The organism is Spongiactinospora gelatinilytica (assembly GCF_003236385.1).
GTDB classification, from domain to species: Bacteria; Actinomycetota; Actinomycetes; order Streptosporangiales; family Streptosporangiaceae; genus Spongiactinospora; species Spongiactinospora gelatinilytica.
In genome coordinates, this window is the sequence record NZ_POUA01000358.1 from 1 (window position 1) to 7,800 (window position 7,800).

Genomic DNA, 7,800 nt, shown 5'->3' on the forward strand with positions numbered 1-7,800 from the left:
CCCCTCCCCCCAGTCAGCGATCAAGCAGCACATCGACCCGTCCCACGACAGCGTTCTGATCTACCGCACCCAAGGCCCTCACCACATCCAAACCGAACTCATCGGCCAACCCCTCGGCAACACCGACCCCATCCTGTGACCACACCCCTTGTGACTTGCGCATCTGCACTACCGCCGAACCGCTGCAAAATCCGCCGTTCCAAGGCCTTCTACCGCGGCGGTGACCTGCGGCGTTATCCTCGGGTTCCCGATCATCCCTAGAGGGATCGCAACGTGAAGCGGGACGTGTTCAGCGGCTACCGGCTGATCGTCCGTTCCCGATCATCCCTAGAGGGATCGCAACGTGAAGCGGGACGTGTTCAGCGGCTACCGGCTGATCGTCCGTTCCCGATCATCCCTAGAGGGATCGCAACGTCTTGACGTTGTGGCCGATCCACAGCACCTGCTCGGGGTTCCCGATCATCCCTGGAGGGATCGCAACGTGGTGGTCATCAGCGGCAGGACCGTACGTGCGGGTCCTCATAGCCCCTACAAAGGGTCGCGATGCATAAGGCGGCCAGCAGGTCGAGCGCTAATCTCACTCATATCGGGATACATGAAAGGGCAGCATGCCGGATGGGCACGCTGCCCTACTCGGTCAACCGGGTTCTACGCCTCCGCAGGAAGCTCCATCTGCAAGAAGACATCCACGTCGGTGGTGGCAACCCGGTGGATGGTTTCCCTGACCAACGTCTCCGCCTCGGGGAGAGTGATCTCGAAGGCGGCGGCCGTCCAAGGGATCAACTCGGTGGCCTGGGGCGGGGTGGCGGCGCAGATGTGCTTTAGGAGGCGCTGGTACGCAAGGCCGCGAGGGCCGGGGGCCAGCATGTGCTGGATTGCGGCGTTCGCCTCTTGGCGTTCCTCCTCCCTCAGAAAGAGGTCTTCCGGGCTGTCGGTGAGCTCGGTGGCGGGCAGGTCCAAGTGGATCATGGCGTTGGTGCGGTGGAACTCCGGGTGCAGCTCACGCAGTTGCTCCAAAGCACGACGGAGCAGGCGATACCCACTCCGCCAGTCCAAGCGATGCTGGGTCAGCAGGTCCGCGGGGATGGCGTAGAGGTCGCGGGCGCCGTGCCGTACTCGGAGGATGGCGTCGAGAAGAAGATCGAAGGCGGCGGGGTCGTCTCGGAGAGGGCGCGACCAGTCGGCCGTGCGAAGATCTCGCTCTGGGCGGGTGGCGGCTCCTCGGCTCTTGGCGTCGGCGCGGCGGACGCGGGCTTCGAGGCTGTGCAGTTCATGGTGGATGCACTGTGCGCGAAAGGCTCGCACTTCGGCGGGCTCCCCCGGGTGTGGGCGCTTTTTGATGAGCGGGGTGATGGCGTCGATGCGGGTGCTGGACGCCTCCGGCGAGGTGACCCACTGATGGATCACCTCCATCTCACGAACCACCACGCCTCCCTTGGTCCGAGGCAGCCGGCCGCCGTGCAGGGCTTCGCGTAGCTTGGTGAAGCCGTGCATGAGGTGATCCGCGATGGTCTGCTCACAGTCGTCGCACATGCGTGCCGCCTCGGTTCCCGTGCACGGTCTGCCGTTGTGGCGGGCGCGGCGTAGTGGTCTGCGGGCGACGTCACGCAGGGTCGGGGCTACGAGGAAGAGGTAGGCCGAGAACGCGATGTGCTGGTCTTCGGCGGCGATGGTCGCGAGTTTCATGATCGTTCCCCTCCGAGAACATGCCAAAGGCATGTTTCTTGGCGATCGGGCCTCGTGAGTCGAGGCCATCTCAGAGGGAGCGATCAGAGTCGCTCGTGCTCGCGGGCATCAGCCGTTGAACGGGATCAGCTTTGCAGTCCCGATCTATGCCGGTCAACCGCTTTCTCGATATACCCCGTCTAGTGCATCAATGGCTGATTGATGCTGCTCAATGAGCACATGGTCGGTTCGCGTAGGCCCACCCAACCCCCGGACGGCCTCCCGTAGCAACGCCTCAGGATCGGCGGTGCACGGCTGGATCCGGCCGTGGCCGCGACGGGCCCGTTTGTCCAGGGCGTGTCCGTGCAAGGTGTGGTTGGCGGCCTGAGCCAACTCTCGTAAGGACGGCACGGCTTCACAGACCGTCTTGAACACCGACCATGGGAACAACGCAGGGCGCAACGACTCCACCGCCAAGTACGCCGCCGGCAGCGGCTGCCGCCCGCAGGCGTGGGCGATCAGTGTGAGGCGTTGGCGCGCCAGGCCCAGCAGCGAGGCGCGGGAGGCGGGGCCGGGCGGCTTGCCGAACAGGTTCCGCTCCAGGGCGCGCAGCTTGGGCAGCACGCGCAGCAGCAGGTCGGAGCCTCGTTCGGCGAGGCGCTGGGCCGTGCGCAGGTCGAGACGGTGCGTGGCGCCCATGGCCAGGCTGGTGAGCATCCGGTCCGCGCCGAGGCGGGCCAGTACGCGCTGGCCGTCACTCGTCGCCGGTGCGCCGTCCGCTGTGCGGATCAGGCCCGTCACCCACAGCGGGCAGGCGGCCGTAAGCGACCAGTGGGCGGCGGCGGCGATCATGCCGTAGTTGGTCAGCGGCGGACCCGGGTTGAGCACGAGGACGATCTCGTCCACATCGCGCAGGCTGCCGGAGCCGGTGCGGCCGGTGGCGGCGTCTCCGGCTGCGAGCGCGGCCAGTACGGTGTCGCGCACCGCGCCCATGTCGCCTTGCACGCCCTCGATCACCCTGACGTCGGCGTCCGTAGGGCTCAGCCGGGCGAGCCGGTGGGCGCGCTCGGCCGTCTCCGGGCTCGCCAGCAGGCACAGGCGCGGCACTCCGTGTCGCTGCAGAACGTCTTGCCGGTGCCGTAGGCAGGTCACGACGGCCTGGATGGCGAGCAGGTCGTCGGAATCCCGTCCCTCGCGATCCAGCCCCACGGCCATCAGGCCGAGGACGTCGCCGCTGCCCAGTACCGGCCACATCGTGGTACCGGTAGCACCGACAAGCTTGACGCCCTGGTCACCCCTCTCCCATTCCTCGGCCGCGTCCAGCAGGGTGACGGGTAGCGGCCTGCTGGCGCGTGAATGGGGCTCCAGGTGGGCGGCGTGGGTGGCGGCTGCGGTGTAGAGGTCGATGAGGGCCTGATCCTTGAGCATGCGCACACAGCGCGCGTGCCCCTGCACGACCTGTGAGGTAATCCGAATATGCCCGGATATGTTGCCCTCACCCTCCCCCCGTGTCCTGAACACGCCGAGCAGCCTTTGGATCGCCTCCCTGGTGCGCGAGTCGAGGTCCTTTTCCTCCTCGAACCAGCGCCGTAGCTGATCGGCGAACCAGGCGCGGAGGATTCCGTGATCGGCCGCCTCGCCACGTCCCAGACGTTCGAAGAGTGCGGCCTTGGTGGTCTCCCAAGGGTCGGCGAACTTGTCGAGCCGTCCGGCGGGCAGCTCGGTGGTGCCGTACTTCAGCGCTTCGCTCGCGGCCCGCAGGTCGCCCGCCTGCCGCGCCGCCAGGAGTCGCCACAGGTCCTGGTGCTTGCTGTCCGCCTCGACCAGGATGTCCCAGAAGCGGTGCCGGATCAGCCACAGCCGCAGGTGGCCGTCCACGTCGCCCGGACGTTCCAGCGCGTACGGCTCGCCCGCCGCGTCGATGTGCAGAATGCGCGCGGGCACCTGCGCCACCAGCGTCGCGCACAGCGCGCCCACGCTCAGCGCGAACGCCCCCGAGCCACAGCTCACCAGCACCTCCGCCGGACGCCGCTCGGCCAGCCAGCTGCCCAGCGCTCGCGAGGCACCCTGAAAGTAGGGTCCTACCACCGGCACTACGACGACGGACTGCGGGTCGAAACGCCCGCCGCACAGGCCGTCGGCCGAGACGAGGTGGGCTCGGATCTCTTCTGCCCGGTCGGCGAGCGGCCGGGTGCCGGGCCTGCTGGGGGTGGTGGTCCCGAGAAGGACGACGGCCGAGACGGGCGTGCCCGTCTCGGCCAGTCCTTCGAAGATCTTTCGTAGCGGCCGGCGGTCCTTGCCGGTGGCGTCCGCGTCGCCCTCGTAGTCGGGGGCGACCATGGCGTCGAGGGGCACCCCCGCGAGGCCGAGGTCACCGCCGCCGACGGCGTGCACCAGCACCCTGCCGCCCGGCTTTCCCGCCACGGTGGCCCCTCCGTGCGACATGCGACGAAACTACCGGCGCTTATCCGGCTTTTTGGCCGAATGAACGACCAGATGACGAGAGTGCTCGGTGGCCGCTGGAAGCGAACGCCCGGGGCCGCCCTTTCTGTCGTTCTCGGTGAACCACTCGTAGTTCCGCCCGGACGGGTTGGGGGGCGCGGGGATGCCCGGGAGCAGCCAGCCGGGGCGGGTACGCGGGTAATGCACCGGCATGCCCGGGTTGCCGCGCGCGACGGCGAGCATCGCGGCGCGGATCTCGGTGAGCTCGGGATGGCTTTCGACCAGACCGTCGAACTCCGCTCGCGCGGCCCGCAGGATCTCCGTCGCGTCCGTCTCCGGGAGCTCGCCGGAAAGGCTCCGGTAATACGCGGCGTACTCGTCGCCCGAATGGAGTTCCGTGGTGGCCGGATCGATGTCCAGGCGCACGCTGCCGAAACCGAGCGGACGGCCCAGGCCGAGCCGGTGGAAATGGTCCTCCGGGAGGGACAGTAGCCAGGCGAGCGCGCCGAGTTCTTCCTTGTCGAGATCGCGTACCTCGATGGTGAACCGGAACGTCGTTCCGGGGGCCACCCAGCCGGTGATCGAGCGGTTCTGGCTGTCCCGCTGGGTCGCGGACGTGGTCCGATATCGGCGCTTCTGCTCGTTGTCCTGGTCGTTGTCACTGGCCGGTTCCCTCGGACGCACATACTCGCGGTAGTGCCCACCGGCCAGAATCTGCGCCGGGTCCGGTCCGGCCTGCGGGACGTTCCAGTGTTGAGGGTCCAGCCCGGCGTGATGCCAGTACGCCTTCCGTCCGCGGAGTGCGCGGCCCGCCTGGTAGAGCATTTCCTTGGGCGTGCCGTCGGGCAGCGGCAGTTGCGGAGTTTTGGCGGCGGCGGCGAGGTAGAAGCGGCCCTGGTGGGGTTTCGGCTTCGACAGGACGGCCAGCGCGAGGCCGTCGCCGTCGAACCGGCGGACAGCGGTGCGGGCGTCCTGGTCGCAGGTGACCGGGCCGATGCGCAGGCGTCCCCGGTAGGCGGCTTGCCGTACGCCCTTGCCCTGGGGGGCGACCCAGCCGAAGACGCGATCGGCCGGAGAGAGTTCGTCGAGGGTGGTGGCGGGGTGGAGCGACTTGTCAAGGAGGTCGGCGGGGGCCACAGGGTATAGGTCGCGCGGCACCAGGACGGGGTAGAGCCCGTAGACTTCGCCCTTGTCGACCCGGGCATAGCAAATGAACCTCTCGTCCAGTTCCATGGACTTCGGGTCGTACAGGTGCGGGCTCCAGGCAAGCCGGCCGGGGCCTTTGCCGATGCGTTCGCCCGGTGCCGCCTTCTTGCCATCGGCTTTGACCCGGCCGTTGATCTCCTTCTCGGCGTGGGCCTTCCTGTAGTTCTGGATCAACTGCTCCCAGTCATCGCGGATCTTGCTCCATGGGTGCGCTGGAAGAAGACACTCCGGGTTAGCACCCATATAGAAGAACCGTTCGGAGTGCTTGCCCTCGATGTTCGGGCCGGTCACGTACGCGCGCCCCTCGACCACTCGTTCCCCGCGCGCCGGCCGAAGCTGATCGCGGGAACTATGGGGCACGAAGTCAGTGACGACGTCTCCGTACTTGCCTCGGCCCACCGTCGCCCGGATGGGCTCCCGGTGTTCTGGCGGATCGGCGTGAATGTGCTCCCCGGTCTCGCTCTCGTACATCTTGATGGAGGCCATCCGGAACTCGTACAGCACGCCTTCGCGCGCGACGTACACGGGCTTGAGTTGCAGGGCGAACTCGGCGTCGCGGCGGAACCCCAGTCGCTCACCATGCCCCTCGAACACCCCCATCCGCGAGTTCGTCGCCGCCTCGAAGGCTGCACGCAGCATGCCCTTCACCGACGTCGCCGCCAAATGCGGACGACCATTACGCACCCGCGCCGGGTAAACGCGATGCCCGCCCTCCCCCGCCGGTGAGACCCCCGAGCGTGCGGAGTCGAGCAAGAGCAGGGGCGTCCGGACCGTCAGGGTCACACCGATGCGCCCACTCCATGCGTCCCCGCGCAGCGCGTCGCGGCCGGGCGGCGGGCCGTCCGCCAGAGAGCACGGCGGCGCACAGCGAGGAAAGGCCGGGACGAACGTGTACGGGTTCAAGAACTGATGCGACGAGCTCACGCGCTTCCCTCCGGACTGTAGGGCTCGAAACCGATCAGTCGCTCCTCGGCGACGTAGGCGTTGCCGTGCTGCGGCTCGGTCACCACGTACTCGCGGGCGGCCAGCCGTACCCGTTCCTGAGGGCGGACCCCGGATCGCGGGATCGTCCTGACGCCCACCCGGGACGAGCGGAGCTCGGCCCATTCCAGGCCAGGGCGGTGGACGACGCCCCACACCAGGTAACGCGCGTCGATCACCGAGCGGCAGCACAGTGGCTCGATGGGCTCGCCGAAGGAGCCGGGCAATCGTCCGGCGTCCTCCGTGAGTACGACCGCGTGGCCGGGCTCCATCCAGCGCAGTTCCAGGTCTTCGGTGAAGATCCGGGCCTCGTAGACGGTGGACAGGTCCACCGGGCCGTCCGGGGTGGTGCAGCCGCGGGTCGTCACCCTGGTCACGTGGTAGGCGGACGGGGCGGTGAGCAGGGCGCACCCGCCAGCGAGGCCGGCCGCCGCGATCGCCGAGCTCAATGTGATGCCATGCACGGCGGCGGCATGAAGGGACGTGGTCATGACGCCTCCTCCAGGTGGCGAGTCCATGCCTGGGCGATCCGCGGGTGGGTCAGGGCACGGCTCAGCGTGACCGGTTCGGGCCAGGGGCCTCCGGACAGTAAAATGTCGCCGGCGCCGGTGCCGACGTCGCCGATCCCTCGGTTCGTGGCCGCCCCCAACGTGATCCGCCCTTCGGCGAGGTCGCGCAGGGTGAGCAGCAGCAGGGCAAGGGCACGGTCGCCCGCCTCGCGGAGCCGAGTCAGGTCGACGGTCAGCCGGATCGGCTCCCACTCCACGTCGTACGGCTCCAGCACGCTGAACAGCAGGCCGTCGGCGGCCCCGCCGGTCCAGCGATCCAGGGCGACGTGATCCGACTGTTCCATCCCCAGGTCCTCCAGCCGGTCATGGACGGAGTCGGCCAGCCGGGGACGTTCCTCGTCGTCCGGGTCGGGCCTGGAGTCCGCTCCGGTGACGGACCGCCAGAACTCCTCGGGGATGGTCGGGAGCGCGGTGCACTCCTCCACTCGCAGTGACCCCGCACGCCGTCGTCCGTCGTCGCCGTCGCCGCGCGCCGCCCCGAACAGGTCCCGGACGGCGGGCAGCTCGTCGAGCCGCTCACGGAACGCCGCACTGTGCCGCGCCGCGCCCTTCCCCTCCAGCATTCCAACGGTCGGGCCGATGCCCCGCGCGGTTCGTTCGATCAGCTCGGCGTGGCCGCGCAGCGCCCCCTTGATCGACGATCCGGGCAGCACCAGCGTCAGATGCCGGGCGTCCACGCGCGTGGTCAGCGGCAGCGTGTCGATGATCAGTCCGCGCGCGCCACTCCGCACCATGACCGGCCCCGGCTGTTTCCAGTCGATCCGGATCTCGACGACCTCCCGCCGCTCCGGCAGCGCCGGATCGGCTGCGCGCAGCGACTCCACCGTCCGCGACCGCGCCGGATCCCCCCGCAGGACGGCCAGCAGCCCCTCCGGCGAGTCGAACCGGTCCACGACGATCTCCAGCGGGTCCTCCACCAGGTGGACGGCCCCGTAGC

Annotated in this window: 5 protein-coding genes; all 5 read right to left on the reverse strand. The window is 68.9% G+C overall.

All coding sequences use genetic code 11. From position 1 onward, the window contains the following. Positions 1-648: 648 nt before the first annotated feature. Positions 649-1,686, reverse strand: a complete 1,038-nt coding sequence (locus C1I98_RS31455; RefSeq protein ID WP_158558256.1) for a hypothetical protein — start codon at positions 1,684-1,686, stop codon at positions 649-651. A 153-nt stretch (positions 1,687-1,839) separates the two neighbouring features. Further along, positions 1,840-4,110 (reverse strand): hypothetical protein, encoded by a 2,271-nt coding sequence (locus C1I98_RS31460; protein WP_111171002.1) that lies wholly within the window; start codon positions 4,108-4,110, stop codon positions 1,840-1,842. Positions 4,111-4,119: 9 nt separating this feature from the next. Then, the gene (locus C1I98_RS31465; RefSeq protein ID WP_158558257.1) at positions 4,120-6,237 is read right to left on the reverse strand and encodes a TIGR03986 family type III CRISPR-associated RAMP protein; all 2,118 of its coding nucleotides are present in this window, start codon (positions 6,235-6,237) and stop codon (positions 4,120-4,122) included. Beyond that, a complete protein-coding gene (gene csx19 / locus C1I98_RS41955) occupies positions 6,234-6,785 on the reverse strand; it encodes a type III-D CRISPR-associated protein Csx19 (protein WP_158558258.1) in 552 nt (183 codons plus the stop codon). Before csx19 ends, C1I98_RS31465 begins: the two co-directional genes overlap by 4 nt. Then, the coding region (locus C1I98_RS31470; protein ID WP_233508349.1) for an RAMP superfamily CRISPR-associated protein at positions 6,782-7,800 on the reverse strand (1,019 nt) is incomplete at its 5' end. The genes C1I98_RS31470 and csx19, both read right to left, overlap by 4 nt.